We start from the raw sequence: 13844 nt of genomic DNA on the forward strand, positions 1-13844 counted from the left end.
CGCCGTACGTCAGCAGGCACTCCGCTGGCGCACGGCGCACGCCGTCGCGTTGACTTTCCCGGGCACGCCGTACCGCGCGCCCGCGTACCGCGTCCTCAGTGACCGCCCTCGGCGGCGAGGCGCTTCACCGACGCCTCGACCTCGGCCTCGGCCTCCGCACGCCCGACCCAGTCGGCGCCCTCGACGGACTTGCCGGGCTCCAGGTCCTTGTAGACCTCGAAGAAGTGCTGGATCTCCAGCCGGTCGAACTCGCTGACGTGGTGGATGTCGCGCAGGTGCTCCATGCGCGGGTCCGAGGCGGGGACGCAGAGCAGCTTGTCGTCGCCGCCGGCCTCGTCGGTCATCCGGAACATGCCGATGGCGCGGGCCTTGATGATGCACCCGGGGAAGGTGGGCTCCTCCAGCAGCACGAGCGCGTCCAGCGGGTCGCCGTCCTCGCCCAGGGTGCCTTCGACGAAGCCGTAGTCCGCCGGGTACACGGTCGAAGTGAAGAGGTGCCGGTCGAGACGGATGCGACCCGTCTCGTGGTCCACCTCGTACTTGTTCCGCGAACCCTTCGGGATCTCGATGGTGACGTCGAACTCCAAGGGAGGCTCCTCCGTGTAGATCAGCGCTGCCGGGTGCCGGGGCAGTCCCGGGTTGCACACCGCGGTCCGGTGGTTAAGTGTCCCTCACACAGGTGTGTGGTCGCGAAAGGGGCTGGTCGAGGTGCGGGACACCACGTCCGTTGAACGCGCCGTCGAACGATGCGTACGCCGGGTGCGCAGCGCGGCGCGGACGTCCGCCGCCGGTCTGCGCGACGGCCGTGACCGTGCCCGCCGACGGCTGGGCGACGGCCGTGACCGTGCCCGCCAACGGCTGCGTGACGCGACCCCGCAGCAGCGGCAGACCCTCGCCCTGGCGACGGGTTCCGCCACCCTCGGCCTGCTGGTCGCCGTCACGGCGGTCGCCGCGACGGGGCCATGGGACTCGGGTCAGCGTACGGCGGAGCGCGTCCGCGCGGCCGGCCGGGAGGAGACGAGTGGCGCGCACCACACCGGCGCCGAGCAGGGGCGGGGCACCTTGAAGACGCCCGAGGTCCTCGCCGCGGTCGGGCCCCTGGAGAAGGCGGGCGCCGGCACCCGTACGCCGGGCAGGGCCGACAGCGTCCCGCCGCCCACGGCCTCCGCACTCGCCGACACACTGGAACCGCTCCTCGACGACCCCGCGCTCGGCCGCTCGCCGAGCGCCTCCGTCCACGACGCCTCCAGCGGCAAGCAGCTCTTCGGCGTCGCGGAGGGCAGGGCGGCCACCCCGGCCTCCACCGTCAAGCTCGCCACTGCCACCGCCGCGCTCAGCGCCCGCGGCGCCGACCACCGGATCACGACGAAGGCCGTCGTCGACGGCGGCCGCGTCGTCCTCGTCGGCGGCGGCGACCCGACGCTCACCCGGGGACAGCTCGATGCCCTCGCCAAGCGCTCGGCGGCGGACCTTCGCGAGCGCGGACGCAAGAAGGTCGACCTCGGCTACGACACCACCCGCTACTCCGGCACCCGCCAGCACCCCATCGGCCCCAACGACAACCTCGCCCCCGTCACGCCCCTGATGGTCGAGGAGGGCAGGCTCGACGGCTCCCACAAGGGCCCCGCGCCCCGCTCCGACGACCCGGCGGGCGAGGCCGCAGCCCGCTTCGCCGAGCAACTGGAGGACCACGGCGTACGGGTCGAGGGCCCGGCCTCGCACCACAAGGCACCGAAGGACGCCGAGACCCTCGCGGCCCACAGGTCGGCACCGCTCTCCGAGCTCGTCGAACGGATGCTCACCAACAGCGACAACGACATCGCGGAGGCCCTCGCCCGGCAGACGGCGCTCGACTCGCGCAAGTCGGCCGATTTCGAGGCCGGTGGCCGAGCCGTCGCGGCGGAACTGCGGAAGCTCGGGATGCCGGTCAAGCGCGCGGAGTTCGCGGACGGAAGCGGCCTCGACCGCGCCGACAAGGTCTCCGCCTCGCTCCTGAGCCGCCTCCTCGTCACCGCCGCTGACCCGGACCGCGACCACCTGCGCAGCGTGTTGACGGGGCTGCCCGTCGCGGGCTTCACCGGGACCCTCGACGGCCGCTACGACGACGCGGACGGCAAGGGCGGCGCCGGCCTCGTCCGCGCCAAGACGGGCACGCTCACCGGCGTCAACACGCTCGCCGGCACCGTCGTGGACGCGGAAGGACGGCTGCTCGCGTTCTCCTTCCTCACCCACGGCGCGAAGGACCCGCAGGGCGCACAGCGCGCCCTCGACCGCGTCGCCTCGGCCCTCGCCAACTGCGGTTGCCACGACTCGCCTTCGGCGCGCTGACTGCGCTCCCGCGCGTCCCCTGGAAGGGGACGGTCGACGGGCCGGCTCCCGCTCGGGGCCCGCGGCACGTACCGTGAAAACCATGACGAGCCTCGGTGGTACGGAGATGGTCGACTGGAACCTCGCGGTGGCGACCGCGACCCGGCTCGCCAGGCCGGGCCCGGACGTCGGCCGCGAGGAGGCGCGGGCGATCGTCGCCGAACTCCGCGGGCACGCGGAGACCTCGCACGAACACGTCGCCGGCTTCACCGGGCTCTCCCCGGCCGAGCAGCAGGGCGCGGACGCACCCGTCCTCGTCGTCGACCGCCCGGGTTGGGTGCGGGCGAACGTCGCCGGGTTCAGGGAGTTGCTCTCCCCGCTGCTGACCAAGGTCGAGCAGCGGCGCGGGGCCACCCCCGGCGGTGCGGTACTGGGCGCGGTCGGCGGCAAGGTCACGGGCGTCGAGGTGGGGATGCTGCTCTCCTTCCTGTCCTCGCGCGTCCTCGGCCAGTTCGAGACGTTCGCGCCCGCCGGCTCCGGGTTGCCGGCGGGGGTGGGCGGCGGCCGCCTCCTCCTCGTCGCGCCGAACATCGTCCACGTGGAGCGCGAACTCGACGTCGAGCCGCACGACTTCCGGATGTGGGTCTGCCTCCACGAGGAGACGCACCGCACCCAGTTCTCCGCCGTGCCCTGGCTCAGGGACCACCTCGAGGGCGAGATCCAGACCTTCCTCGGCGAGACCGAGGTCGACCCGTCGACGCTGCTGGAGCGCCTGCGCGAGGCGGTGCAGTCCTTCGCCGGCTCCCGCCAGCAGGGCGGCGAGGCGCCGGAGCCCGCGGCGGGGAGCCTCACCGACCTCGTGCAGACGCCGGCGCAGCGGGAGATCCTGACCCGGCTCACCGCGGTGATGTCGCTGCTGGAGGGCCACGCCGACTACGTCATGGACGGCGTCGGGCCGCAGGTGGTGCCCTCGGTCGCCGAGATCCGTGAGAAGTTCCAGCGGCGCAGGGCGAGCGGTGCCAGCCGCCTCGACCAGGTGATGCGCCGCGTCCTCGGCCTCGACGCCAAGCTGCGCCAGTACAAGGAGGGCGAGCGGTTCGTGCGGACCGTCGTGGACGAGGTCGGCATGGAGGGGTTCAACCGTGTGTGGACCTCGCCCAACACCTTGCCGACGAAGGCCGAGATCGACGCTCCGGCCGACTGGATCGCCAGGGTTCACCGCCGCGCGGAATGAGGTTCCGCCCCACGGGAAAAGGGAGCGCCGCTGATATCCGACAACGTTGGCGAAGTGGTCGAGAATCCCGGTAATCACCCTTCCGAGGGAGCGTGATGGCCGGGTGCGCGTGCGATGCTCGGGGAACACTGTACGTCTCTGTCACCATCTACACACTCTGAGTGAAGCAGTCTTTCTCGGTGAGGAAGTGAATCGGACATGGGTCCCCACCCCGCGGTCGCCGCAATACGCCTGGCGGTTCGCCGCACCCTCCATGACGTGCTCAACGAGCACGCAGCAGCATGCCGCCCCTCACACACCACCGTCCCCGCCCCGTCCGCGGACCCCGGTCCGCGCGTCCCCGCGAGCGCCGGCGCACCCACCGCCCGCGCCGCCGGCTCCCCGGCCGCCGGCGAAGAGCCGGCCGCCCCCCTCGTGCTGGTCGCCTGCTCCGGCGGCGCCGACTCCATGGCACTCGCCTCGGCCCTCGCCTTCGAAGCGCCCCGCCTCGGCGTCCGCGCCGGCGGGGTCACCGTCGACCACGGTCTCCAGGAAGGCTCTCGCGAGCGCGCCGCCGAGGTCGCAGCCCGCCTCGCCGACCTCGGCCTCCGGCCCGTCGAGTCCTTCTCCGTCGAGGTCGGCCGGAACGGCACGGGCCCCGAGGCCGCCGCCCGCGAGGCGAGGTACGCAGCTCTCGACTCCGCGAGCGAGCGCACCGGAGCAGCGGCCGTCCTCCTCGGTCACACCAGGGACGACCAGGCGGAGACGGTCCTGCTCGGCCTCGCCCGCGGCTCGGGCACGCGCTCGCTCTCCGGCATGGCCGCCGTCTCCGGTGCCGCAGGTCGCTACCGCCGCCCCTTCCTCGCCGTCGATCGGCAGACCACTCGCAGGGCCTGCCTCGCCCAGTCCCTCTCCGTCTGGGACGACCCGCACAACGCCGACCCCGTCTTCACCCGCTCCCGGGTGCGCCACGAGGCGTTGCCCGCGTTGGAGAAGGCGCTCGGCAAGGGCGTCATCGAAGCCCTCGCGCGGACGGCCCAACTCTCCAGGGACGACGCCGAGGCCCTCGACGCCTGGGCCGCCGAGGCCGAGCGCACGGTGCGGGTCGGGGGGCCCGCATCGGGCATGTGCCAACTCGACACCGCACGGCTGCACGCGCTGCCGCCCGCCGTACGCCGCCGGGTGATGCGCCGTGCCGCGATCGAGGTGGGCGCGCCGGCCGGCTCCCTCTTCGCCGTGCACGTCGAGGAGATGGATCGGTTGATCACCTCCTGGCGCGGGCAGCGGGCGCTCAACCTCCCCGGCCGTGTGGAGGTCTCCAGGGCGGGTGGCAGACTGGTTCTCCGGCAGGGCTCGGCCGGCTGACCGATTCGGACGGGCTGCGGAGACCGAATGAGAGCTGCACCGGTGGATGAGAAGGACATGGGCACCGACCTGGAGTCGGTGCTCGTCAGCAAGGAAGAGATCGACGCCAAGCTCACTGAGCTCGCCGGGCAGATCGACGAGGAGTACGCCGGCAAGGACCTGCTCCTGGTGGGCGTGCTCAAGGGCGCGGTGATGGTCATGGCCGACCTCGCCCGTGCGCTCTCCAACCCCGCCACCATGGACTGGATGGCCGTCTCCTCCTACGGGGCAGGCACGCAGTCCTCGGGTGTGGTCCGCATCCTCAAGGATCTCGACACCGACCTCCAGGACAAGCACGTCCTGATCGTCGAGGACATCATCGACTCCGGGCTCACGCTCTCCTGGCTCATCTCCAACCTCGGCTCCCGCGGCCCGGCTTCGCTCAACGTCTGCACGCTGCTGCGGAAGCCGGACGCGGCGAAGGTCGACATCGACGTCAAGTGGGTCGGTTTCGACATCCCCAACGAGTTCGTCGTCGGCTACGGTCTCGACTACGCGGAGAAGTACCGCAACCTCCCCTTCGTCGGGACGCTCGCACCGCACGTCTACGGTGGGTGAGGTCACCGTCCCGAACCGGGAGGCGGGGATCGGAAGGCCCGGGAACACACGGCTTCCGCCCTCCGTTGTCCCTCCGTTGGACGGTGTGGGAAACCGGTGTTGTTGACCGCCCTCGGCGGCGCCGAGTCACAATGCTGGGGTACCGTCCGAAGGTCAGGCTTTTCAACTCACTGTGGCAGGAGGGACGGGGCGTGCACGCCTCGTATGGATGGACGTGAAGCGATACTTCCGTGGGCCGGTCATGTGGATCGTGCTGGCCGTCCTCGCCGTGGTCGTGTTGATGCAGGTCGTCAGCTCGTCTGGCGGCTACAAATCCGTGGACACCGGCCAGATCGTGCAGGCGATCGACCAGGACAAGGTGAAGTCCGCCGAGCTGACGACGGGTGACGAGGAGACCGTCAAGCTCGAGCTGAAGGACGGCGCCAAGGTCGAGGACAGCGACAAGATCCAGGCCAGCTACATCGACGACCAGGGCTTCGATCTCCAGAAGAAGCTCCAGAGCAAGTACGACCAGAAGGAGATCCCGAAGGGGTACACGGTCGCTCCGCAGAAGCAGAACCCGTTCGTCGGGATGTTGCTCTCGCTGCTTCCGTTCGTCCTGATCATCGTCGTCTTCCTGTTCCTGATGAACCAGATGCAGGGCGGCGGCTCCCGGGTGATGAACTTCGGGAAGTCCAAGGCGAAGCTGATCACCAAGGACACCCCGAAGACCACCTTCACCGACGTCGCCGGGTCCGACGAGGCCGTCGAGGAGCTCTACGAGATCAAGGACTTCCTCCAGGAGCCGGCGAAGTTCCAGGCGGTCGGCGCCAAGATCCCGAAGGGCGTGCTGCTCTACGGCCCGCCCGGCACGGGCAAGACGCTCCTCGCGCGGGCCGTGGCCGGTGAGGCGGGCGTCCCCTTCTACTCCATCTCCGGCTCCGACTTCGTCGAGATGTTCGTCGGCGTCGGCGCCTCCCGCGTCCGCGACCTCTTCGAGCAGGCGAAGGCGAACGCGCCGGCGATCGTCTTCGTCGACGAGATCGACGCCGTCGGCCGCCACCGCGGCGCCGGCATGGGCGGTGGGCACGACGAGCGCGAGCAGACGCTCAACCAACTCCTCGTCGAGATGGACGGCTTCGACGTCAAGGGCGGTGTCATCCTCATCGCGGCGACCAACCGTCCCGACATCCTCGACCCGGCGCTGCTGCGGCCCGGCCGCTTCGACCGCCAGATCGCCGTCGACCGCCCGGACATGCAGGGCCGCGAGGAGATCCTCCAGGTCCACCAGAAGGGCAAGCCGATGGCGACCGACGTCGACCTCGGAGCCGTCGCCCGCCGCACCCCCGGCTTCACGGGTGCCGACCTGAGCAACGTCCTCAACGAGGCCGCGCTGCTCACCGCGCGCAGCGATCAGAAACTGATCGACAACAAGTTCCTCGACGAGGCGATCGACCGCGTCGTCGCGGGTCCGCAGAAGCGCACGCGGATCATGAGCGACAAGGAGAAGAAGATCACCGCGTACCACGAGGGCGGCCACGCCCTTGTCGCGGCGGCCTCTCCGAACTCGGACCCGGTGCACAAGATCACGATTCTCAGCAGAGGCCGGGCACTGGGGTACACGATGGTCCTCCCCGACGAGGACAAGTACTCCACCACGAGAAACGAGATGCTCGACCAGCTCGCCTACATGATGGGTGGGCGCGCGGCCGAGGAGCTCGTCTTCCACGACCCGACGACGGGCGCCGCCAACGACATCGAGAAGGCGACGGCCACCGCGCGGGCGATGGTCACCCAGTACGGCATGACGGAGCGGCTCGGGGCGATCAAGTTCGGCTCCGACCAGTCCGAGCCGTTCCTCGGCAAGGAGATGTCGCACCAGCGCGACTACTCCGAGGAGGTCGCGGGGCTCGTCGACGAAGAGGTCAAGAAGCTCATCGAGACGGCGCACAACGAGGCGTGGGAGATCCTCGTCGAGAACCGCGACGTTCTCGACAACCTCGTCCTGGCGCTCCTGGAGAAGGAGACCCTCGGCAAGGAAGAGATCGCCGAGGTCTTCGCGCCCGTCGTGAAGCGCCCGACCCGCCCGGCGTGGACGGGCTCCTCGCGCCGAGCTCCCTCGACGCGGCCCCCGGTGTCGGCCCCCGCTGCTGCGCTCTCCAACGGCAACGGCGCCTCGGTCGACCTCGGCAAGGAGATCGGCCCCCGGGATTCGGACGCGATCGTGGAGCCCGTCGACCCGGAGAACAGCTAACGGCGCCCCGCCCCTGAAGCGGGGTCGCCCGCGCCACATCGGCGTAGCGGAATGCCCACCGCGCCCCTCGGGTTTCCCACGAGGGGCGCGGTGGGCGTCTGTGCATCTGAGAGGCAGGAGCGAGGAAGAGATGACCGACCCGGTGACGCTGGAGGGTGAGGGCGAGCCGTTCGGCGAGTTCGACGAGAAGCGCGCGGAGAACGCCGTCAGGGAACTGCTGATCGCCGTGGGCGAGGACCCCGACAGGGAGGGGCTGCTCGACACCCCGGCGCGCGTGGCCAGGGCGTACAAGGAGATCTTCGCCGGCCTCCAGCAGCAGCCGGAGGACGTGTTGACGACCACCTTCGACCTGGGCCACGACGAGATGGTCCTGGTGAAGGACATCGAGGTCTACTCGACCTGCGAGCACCACCTCGTCCCCTTCCACGGCGTCGCACACGTCGGGTACATCCCGGCGAGCACCGGCAAGATCACCGGGCTCTCCAAACTGGCCAGGCTCGTCGACGTCTACGCCAGGCGCCCCCAGGTGCAGGAGCGTCTGACCACGCAGATCGCCGACGCGCTCACCCGCATCCTGGAGCCGCGCGGCGTGATCGTCGTCGTGGAGTGCGAGCACATGTGCATGTCGATGCGTGGGATACGGAAGCCGGGTGCGAAGACGGTGACCTCGGCGGTCCGCGGTCAGCTTCGGGACGCGGCGACGCGCTCCGAGGCGATGAGCCTCATCCTGCGCTGACCGGAGCCGCATCGGCGGCCAAAGACCAAGAAGCCGCCGGGCGGGGCGAGTTGGACCCCGTCAGTCGGCCGAGGGCGCCGCCGGGGCGTTGTCGTCGTCCTCCGGGAGGCGGCAGATGCGCTCCAGATAGACGGCCGCCGCGACGACGGCGGCGCCGGCGACGACGGCGAGGCCCGCGTGCAGCGTCTGGGAGCCCCGGAGCGCGTCGTCCCCGCCCGAGGTGAGCAGGAAGACACCCGTGCCGCCGTACATACCGGCGACGAGCGCCGCGACGAGCGCGCTCGCCTGCCCGAAGAGGACGGCACGCGCCGCCACCATCGGCTCGACGCCCTTGGCGTCCGGCTGCCTCTCCCGCTGCGCCTTGAGCCGTGCGCGGAGCGAGAGCGCGGTGGCGAGCAGGACGGCCGCGATGGCGCCGAGGACGATCGGCGCCGCGACGGGGACGCGGGGGAGCGTGCCGTAGGTGTCCCACAGCCCCGCGCCCGACCAGGAGAGCACCCCGGCGATGAGGCAGAGGCCGATCAGGGTGCGGATGCGTAGTTCCTTCACCAGTGCCTCACGTCGCCGTCTCTCGGTGTGCGGAGTCGCAGGGTGCGCGCCCCCGTGCGGCAGGCTACCGGTCGCGCACTGCGCGGCGCACCGCCGGGCGCCGGCCTCCGCGGGGCGGCGGGCCGGCACCGGTCGGTGTCCGCGGTGCTGTCAACGTTCAGTCGGGCAGGCTGAGTTCCAGGTCGGGGCGGGGCGTGACGCCCTCGCGGCCGAGCGCGTCGAGCAGCGCCGTCACCGTGCCGCGTCCGGGGAGCTCGGCTCCAGGGTCGACGTCGTGCCACGGCACGAGGACGAAGGCACGCTGGTGTGCCCGCGGGTGCGGCAGCGTCAGCCGCGGGTCGTCGGAGCGGACGTCCTGGTACGAGACGATGTCGACGTCGATGGTGCGCGGCGACCAGCGCTCGTCGCGTACCCGCTCCAGTGCTTCCTCGACGGCCTGCCCGCGCTCCAGCAGGGAGCCGGGGGGCAGCGTGGTGCGCACCAGGACCACCGCGTTGAAGTAGGCGGGCTGGCTCGCGGGATCGACGCCCCAGGGGGTCGTCTCGTACACCGGTGAGACCGACTTGACCTTCAGGCCGGGGGTGTCGGCGAGGGCGTCGACCGCGCTTTGCAGCGCCTCGAGGCGGTTCCCCAGGTTGCTGCCGAGGGAGATCACCGCGAGCTTGGGGTTGTGCAGCGTCGTGTCGGCGTCGTCCACCTGCCGCACCACGGAGGCGGGCACCGGCTGTACGGTCGGGTCACTGTTCGGCGTCATGCGCGGCTCCGCTTGATGGTGATGGTCACGTCGTTGAACGGGACGGCGATCGGGGCGTCTGGCTTGTGGACGACGACCTCGACCTCCTGTACGACCTCGTGTGCGAGGCAGACATCGGCGATGCGTTGGGCGAGCGTCTCGATCAGGTCCACCGGCTCCCCCTCCACGACGGCGACGGCCTGCTCGGCGACGATCCCGTAGTTGACCGTCCGGGAGAGGTCGTCCTCCGTGGCGGCGGGGACGGTGTCGAGGCCGAGTTCGAGGTCGACGACGAACGTCTGCCCCTCCTTGCGTTCCCGTTCGAACACGCCGTGATGCCCACGGGCCGTCAAGCCGCGCAGTGCGACGCGGTCCATGCGTATCACTCCCGTCGGTCGGTGGAGGTGTGCGGTTGCGCGGTGCACGGAAGTACACCTCGAATCGAATTTACCTGCGAGCACGCATGCCGGGAGCGCCCGGGGTGCCCAACCGGAGCCCCGGCCCCCGTGCCGCGGGGAACGGCGGACGGCCCGCTGACCGAGGGTGCCACCGGTTCGGGCCGCCGCCTACCCACAGCACCGGCCGACACTCGCGCGCCGTCCCTCAGTGGCACGAACGGGTGCCGGGGATCGCACGCTGCTGACGTCGGAGTGCCAACGGAAGGCGCCGCGGGGCGGGTTGGGCACGCGCCGTCAGGCGGGCGGCCGGCCTTCGTCCGGTACGGCGGGCGTGGTGCCGCCGGCGCCTTCCTCGTTCTCGACGAGGACGGGGGAGCCGTGGTGCGACCACAGCCGCCAGCCCCCCTCGTCACCGGCGGCCGGATCGGGGGTGGTGTGCCGGAAGACGTTGGTCGCCACCACGAGGCCGCCGACGAGCGGACTCGCACCGTCCTCGTCCTCGGGGCCCGAGCTGAGGATGTTCTCCGTGCAGCTCACCAACGCGGTGTCGCCCTGCACCGAGACCTCGACATCGGTGAGGAAGAACTGGATGTACTCCGTGTTGGCCATGATCAGCGCATAGGAGCGGAGCACCTCGGCGCGGCCGCTCAGCACCGGCCAGCCCGGATGCACCACGGTGACGCCGTCCTCCAGCCAGAGCGCGGAGAGCGCCTCCAGGTCGCCCTCCTCGACGGCCTGGTACAGCGCGGTGTTGGCGGCCTCGACCGCCTCGATGTCCGTGCGCGCGCTGCTCACTCGGCTCCCTTCAGCCCGGCCGGGACGGGGTCATGCGCTGCGGCCACTCTGCCCGCGACCTGCGCCCTCCACACCTTCCGCACCCTCGACCGCCCGGACCACGCGCACCGCGTCCGCGCTCGCGCGGACCTCGTGGACGCGGACGGCCCAGGCGCCCTCCCGCGCGGAGAGTGCGGTGACGGCAGCCGTCGCGGCGTCCCGCTCGCGGGCGGGCGGGGGAGAGCCGTCGGAGCCGGCGAGCGCATGCCCGAGGAACCGCTTGCGGGAGGCGGCGACGAGGAGCGGCCAGTCCAACTCGGCCCGGATGCGGCCGAGTCGGGAGACGAGGGCGAGGTCGTGCTCAGCCCGCTTGGCGAAGCCGAGGCCGGGGTCGACGACGATCCGGTCGCCGGCTATGCCGCCCTCCACGGCGCGCTCCACGCTCTCCCGAAGCTCGTCGACGACCTCGGTGACCGTGTCGGCGTACTCGGCGCGGTCGTTCATGTCGACCGACTGCCCGCGCCAGTGCATCACCACGAACGGAGCGCCGGCGTCGGCGACGGTCGGGACCATCCGCGGGTCGGCCCGCCCCCCGCTGACGTCGTTGACGAGCGCGGCCCCCGCGGCGAGGGACGCCTCGGCGACGGTGGCCCGCATCGTGTCGACGCTGACGACGACGCCCTCGGCGGCGAGCCCCCGCACCACGGGGAGCACCCGTCGCAGCTCCTCGTCCTCGTCGACGCGCGAGGCGCCCGGACGGGTCGACTCCCCACCGACGTCGACGAGGTCGGCCCCGTGCGTGACGAGGTCGAGGCCGTGCTTGATCGCCTTCTCGGTGTCGAACCATCGCCCTCCGTCGGAGAAGGAGTCGGGTGTGACGTTCACTGCGCCCATGACGGCACAGCGGTCCCACTCGGGGAGGCCGGCGACGGAGCCACGATCGGTAGTCATCTCTCCAGCGTAGGGCGTACGCCGAGGCGGTCGCGCGGAGCCGGAGTCAGGTGAGCCACCGCTCGGCGCGTGCGGTGCGGCGGCCGGTGCGGGAGCGGTCGGCCTGGGCGAGGAGGAGCGCGTGCGCCTCGTCGGCGTCGCGGAGCCTGGCGTGCGCCGTGCCTCCGGCCCCGTTGTCGACGGCGACGGAGGCGAGGGAGAGGCTCCGGTGCCACGGTCCCTGGCGCAGCCGTACGCTCTGCACCTTGGCGTGCGGGACGAGCACGGTGCGCCGCTCCAGCAGGCCGCTGCGGGCGACGAAGACGGCGTCCGTCGTGCCGTGCGCGAAGGCCCGCCACAGGACCGGGGCGCCCAGCCGTGCGCGGCGCGGTCCGCGTGCGGCGGCTGCGGCGGCGGCAGCGAGGTCGACGCCGGGCAGGACGCGTGCGAGCACCTCGGCCGCCGCGGCGCGGTCGGCGACGGGGAGCAGCGTGCCGCCCTTCTCCTTGCCCATGCCGGCGACCTCCAGCTCCACGCGGACCCAGCCGAGCCGCCGCCACAGCAGCGGTTCGCGGACGCGGACCGCCTGGACCCGTCCCGGCGGGATGGTCGCGTGCTCGCGGCCGAGGAGGCCGCGGTCGATGCGGAGGCCGTCGGGCGAGTCGTCGACGGTCCAGTCGTACTCGGTGAGGAGGCGGCCGAAGGTGGTCCGCCCGGCCAGGCTGAGCGCGGGCACCAGCAGGGCGAGCAGCGCGAAGACGCTCCCCGTCACCGCGTACAGGACGCCGGGCGCGACGAGCGAACCGACCACCGCGACCCAGAAGGAGCCCCGTAGCGCAACTGCCGCGAGCTGCGTCCGCGGGCGCACCCGGAGCAGCCGGGCCGCGGGCGCCTCGCCGGCGTGGCGGGCCGTCTGCGGCGCCATCCCCGCGGCGAGCGCGAGGAGTTCGGCGCGCAGCGCGACGGCCTCGTCCTCGCCGAGGTAGGCGAGCTGGTCCTTGCTGTCGGTGCCGACGAGGTCGAGCGTGAGCCCGGCGACGCCGACGGCGCGGGCGAGGAGCGGGCGGCGGACGTCGACGGCCTGGATGCGGTCGAGCCGCAGGTGGGCGGTGCGGCGGAAGAGGAGACCCGTGCGGATGCGCAGTTCGGTCTCGGTGACGAGGTAGCTCGTGCACCACCAGGAGAGGAAGCCGTAGACGGCGGCGGCCGGAACCACCACGAGCAGGCCCAACGCCAGCCAGCCGAGGCTGAGTTCGGTGAGCCAGCGGCCTGCCTGCTCGACGTTGTGGAGCCCGGCGGCGGCGAGCGCCGCTATCGGTGCCCAGGCTCTGCGCCAGGGCGTCACCGGGTGGAGCGGCGTGCCCTCCGGACGGGTCGGGAGGAGCCGGACGAGCGCGCGGCGGACGGGGCCGCCGGGCGGGGCGTCGGGCTGCGGGGTGCCGGAGTCGCGTACGTCGGTCACAGGCCGGCCGACCTCGTCTCGCCGAGCTCGGTGAGGCGGTCGCGGAGGCGCTGCGCCTCGGGCGGCGTCAGCCCGCGTACGGCGGCGTCCGTGGTGGCGGCCGCGGTGTGGAGCTGGAGCCGGGCGAGGCCGTACCGCCGCTGGAGCGGGCCCGAGGTCACCTCGACGAGCTGCATCCTGCCGTAGGGCACGACGGTCAGCCTCCGCCACAGGACGCCGTGTTCGATCAGCAGGTCGTCGGCGCGCTCCGCGTACCGCCAGGAGCGCCAGTTGCGCGCGAGCGCGCCCCAGGCCCAGGCCGCCGCGGTCCACGGCACCAGCGCGAGCAGCGTCCAGGCCCCCGCCGTCGCCCAGAGGACGGCGGCCGCCGCGGCCCCCGCGAGGAGCAGCGGACCGCAGACGAGGAGTCTCCGCATGCGCAGCAGCGCACGGTCGACGCCCCGCCACTCTCCTTCGTGCGGTGCGTGCGCGGTGCCCGCCGTTTCGGCGGTGGTGTGCGGTGCGCTGCTCATGCCTTCCAACGTACGGGCGCGGCTGAGGGCGCGGT

At 72.3% G+C, this 13844-nt stretch carries 14 protein-coding genes; 6 read left to right on the forward strand and 8 right to left on the reverse strand.

Annotated features, from left to right (window positions below; all coding sequences use genetic code 11):
* Window positions 1-95: 95 nt before the first annotated feature.
* Window positions 96-587, reverse strand: coding sequence for an inorganic diphosphatase (locus tag F603_RS0128075; RefSeq protein ID WP_016910309.1), 492 nt, complete (start codon window positions 585-587; stop codon window positions 96-98).
* 121 nt (window positions 588-708) lie between these two features.
* On the opposite strand from F603_RS0128075, the gene dacB reads away from it, so the two are divergent.
* The 6 genes from dacB (at window position 709) to folE (ending at window position 8451) form a co-directional block, all read left to right on the forward strand.
* A complete protein-coding gene (dacB, locus tag F603_RS0128080) occupies window positions 709-2328 on the forward strand; it encodes a D-alanyl-D-alanine carboxypeptidase/D-alanyl-D-alanine endopeptidase (RefSeq protein ID WP_245600925.1) in 1620 nt (539 codons plus the stop codon).
* An 82-nt stretch (window positions 2329-2410) separates the two neighbouring features.
* Window positions 2411-3541, forward strand: a complete 1131-nt coding sequence (locus F603_RS0128085; RefSeq protein ID WP_026328783.1) for a zinc-dependent metalloprotease — start codon at window positions 2411-2413, stop codon at window positions 3539-3541.
* Window positions 3542-3739: 198 nt separating this feature from the next.
* On the forward strand, window positions 3740-4885 hold the full coding sequence (tilS, locus tag F603_RS0128090) for a tRNA lysidine(34) synthetase TilS (protein WP_019549260.1): 1146 nt from the start codon (window positions 3740-3742) through the stop codon (window positions 4883-4885).
* 57 nt (window positions 4886-4942) lie between these two features.
* The gene (gene hpt, locus F603_RS0128095; protein WP_037957282.1) at window positions 4943-5482 is read left to right on the forward strand and encodes a hypoxanthine phosphoribosyltransferase; all 540 of its coding nucleotides are present in this window, start codon (window positions 4943-4945) and stop codon (window positions 5480-5482) included.
* Window positions 5483-5690: 208 nt separating this feature from the next.
* Complete coding sequence (gene ftsH / locus F603_RS0128100) at window positions 5691-7715, forward strand: ATP-dependent zinc metalloprotease FtsH (protein ID WP_019549262.1); 2025 nt, start codon at window positions 5691-5693, stop codon at window positions 7713-7715.
* Window positions 7716-7845: 130 nt separating this feature from the next.
* The gene (gene folE / locus F603_RS0128105; RefSeq protein WP_019549263.1) at window positions 7846-8451 is read left to right on the forward strand and encodes a GTP cyclohydrolase I FolE; all 606 of its coding nucleotides are present in this window, start codon (window positions 7846-7848) and stop codon (window positions 8449-8451) included.
* Window positions 8452-8511: 60 nt separating this feature from the next.
* Here the strand turns inward: folE and F603_RS0128110 are convergent, their stop codons facing one another.
* The 7 genes from F603_RS0128110 to F603_RS0128140 all read right to left on the reverse strand — a co-directional run bounded on the left by F603_RS0128110 (window position 8512) and on the right by F603_RS0128140 (window position 13809).
* Window positions 8512-9000, reverse strand: a complete 489-nt coding sequence (locus F603_RS0128110; protein ID WP_019549264.1) for a DUF3180 domain-containing protein — start codon at window positions 8998-9000, stop codon at window positions 8512-8514.
* 157 nt (window positions 9001-9157) lie between these two features.
* On the reverse strand, window positions 9158-9754 hold the full coding sequence (folK, locus tag F603_RS0128115; RefSeq protein ID WP_019549265.1) for a 2-amino-4-hydroxy-6-hydroxymethyldihydropteridine diphosphokinase: 597 nt from the start codon (window positions 9752-9754) through the stop codon (window positions 9158-9160).
* Window positions 9751-10110, reverse strand: coding sequence for a dihydroneopterin aldolase (folB, locus tag F603_RS0128120; protein WP_019549266.1), 360 nt, complete (start codon window positions 10108-10110; stop codon window positions 9751-9753). The genes folK and folB overlap by 4 nt, the downstream gene beginning before the upstream one ends.
* Before the next feature lie 315 nt (window positions 10111-10425).
* A complete protein-coding gene (locus tag F603_RS0128125; RefSeq protein ID WP_019549267.1) occupies window positions 10426-10926 on the reverse strand; it encodes a nuclear transport factor 2 family protein in 501 nt (166 codons plus the stop codon).
* A 30-nt stretch (window positions 10927-10956) separates the two neighbouring features.
* The gene (gene folP, locus F603_RS0128130) at window positions 10957-11856 is read right to left on the reverse strand and encodes a dihydropteroate synthase (protein ID WP_019549268.1); all 900 of its coding nucleotides are present in this window, start codon (window positions 11854-11856) and stop codon (window positions 10957-10959) included.
* Between the two features lie 46 nt (window positions 11857-11902).
* Window positions 11903-13297, reverse strand: a complete 1395-nt coding sequence (locus F603_RS0128135; protein ID WP_019549269.1) for a PH domain-containing protein — start codon at window positions 13295-13297, stop codon at window positions 11903-11905.
* The gene (locus F603_RS0128140) at window positions 13294-13809 is read right to left on the reverse strand and encodes a PH domain-containing protein (RefSeq protein WP_019549270.1); all 516 of its coding nucleotides are present in this window, start codon (window positions 13807-13809) and stop codon (window positions 13294-13296) included. The genes F603_RS0128135 and F603_RS0128140 overlap by 4 nt, the downstream gene beginning before the upstream one ends.
* Window positions 13810-13844: the final 35 nt, after the last annotated feature.

Origin of the sequence: Streptomyces sulphureus DSM 40104 (assembly GCF_000381025.1) — a bacterium.
Taxonomy (GTDB): Bacteria; Actinomycetota; Actinomycetes; order Streptomycetales; family Streptomycetaceae; genus Streptomyces; species Streptomyces sulphureus.